Origin of the sequence: Leptospira idonii, from assembly GCF_004770995.1 — a bacterium.
Taxonomy (GTDB): domain Bacteria; phylum Spirochaetota; class Leptospiria; order Leptospirales; family Leptospiraceae; genus Leptospira_A; species Leptospira_A idonii.
In genome coordinates this window covers 1-1,166 of record NZ_RQHW01000062.1, presented here as the reverse complement: position 1 = coordinate 1,166, position 1,166 = coordinate 1, and the positions used below count along the sequence as shown (strand labels likewise).

The 1,166-nt window shown below is 38.1% G+C and carries 1 protein-coding gene; it reads right to left on the bottom strand.

All coding sequences use genetic code 11. The annotated features are described in order from the left end of the window. The coding region (locus EHS15_RS19150) for an HD domain-containing protein (RefSeq protein WP_425460654.1) at positions 1-1,166 on the bottom strand (1,166 nt) is incomplete at both ends.

The following is a 1,166-nucleotide window of genomic DNA, read 5'->3' as shown; positions in this document are numbered from 1 at the left end:
GAATCAAATTTCATTTCAAACTCAAGTTTTGTACCATGCTCAAATTGAAAATGGTTCAATCTTTGAGCTAATATACGACCTTTATATTTTCCTGTGGGATTACAAAACTCGAATCTATATGCGTCTGTGCTAAACTTCGATTTCGATTCAACAACCAATTCTTCAGTCACTTGAAATACACTCTGAAGCCCTAGTCCAAAAGCCCCCGCAGGCCGTGCCCAGACAGGCATCTTATTTATAATGTCCATCTTTCTTTTATTTTTCGAGCTACCCAAAGTCTCTTTCATATAAGGAACGTCTTTTTCATCTATTCCGATCCCCCTATCAGTAATACTAATTCGCCATATTTCTTGGTTAACGCTCGATATATCACCTATCTTTTTAAAAACAACTTGAATCGTATATCTCTCCATACAATCCTGAATGTAATTAATCCAATCGGCTCTAAGGTCTTGCGAGTTATTTAAATTTGGACTAAGCCTACAGTATTGTTCAAAATCGAGCCACGCAGCAATTAAAGACGCATCAACAGAATTTTGTAATAGTTCTCGAATAAAGACTGCTTCGTCTTTATATATGTTCTCTCCAAAAAATAATTCCTGAGCTTGTTTAATATTTAAAGAAAAAGTTGTTGCCTTTGATTCAGTTACAGCTTCATAATTTTTAGCTTTAATATTACATTCACTAAAAGTTGGTAATGTCCCGGGAAAGCCTTCCGGCATTATCTGAGGCCATCGACCAGTTTGATCCTTAATCTCATCACTTAGCCAGCCAAGCCATCTTTGCAGTGCAGAGTATCCTTCCGCTGTATCACATTCAGCAGTAACTTGTATTGATCTAGGTCCGACAAAAAAATGCTTTATTGCTGCATGTTTCTCTATATGAGCCATTGTCTCACCAGGAACACTCCCAAAAGCAGAAAGCATCGTCGGGCAAAAACGATGATTATCCAAATCCAAAAGATCACCAAGCCTTAAAAGACAGGCAACGAAACGAGGGTGAGCATCCTCTGTCGAAAGCCCATTCTCTAATAAAGGCAATGACATTACAAAATCAAAGTCACGACCATGAGCTGCACAAATATCTGATAGAATACTAAATAAGCGCTCTGGGATTAACCCGTTTCGGGGGCTTTGTAATTGAATTGTTGCAATCGGATCTTGAAT